At 60.6% G+C, this 208-nt stretch carries 1 protein-coding gene; it reads right to left on the bottom strand.

All coding sequences use genetic code 11. The annotated features are described in order from the left end of the window. On the bottom strand, positions 1 to 208 hold a 208-nt coding region (locus tag ACI77I_RS32350; RefSeq protein WP_407000294.1), incomplete at both ends, for a DUF6531 domain-containing protein.

Raw genomic sequence — 208 nt, forward strand, 5'->3', positions numbered from 1 at the left:
CGAGTGACTCCAACCAAACCCCAACCCACAATCCACTTCCACCGCACTGGTGCGGTACAACCGGGTCCACTCAAATGGCAAAATCCCATCCAACGCGCCATCGGTAAGGGTCAGCAACTCCTCCCCAGTCACCATCGACACCGGGCAACCATGGGTGGCCGTTTTATCCGCAGGCGCCGCCGCATCTCCCTGCGGATTCTTCGCAGCG

Origin of the sequence: Pseudomonas sp. D47, from assembly GCF_045447305.1 — a bacterium.
Classification (GTDB): domain Bacteria; phylum Pseudomonadota; class Gammaproteobacteria; order Pseudomonadales; family Pseudomonadaceae; genus Aquipseudomonas.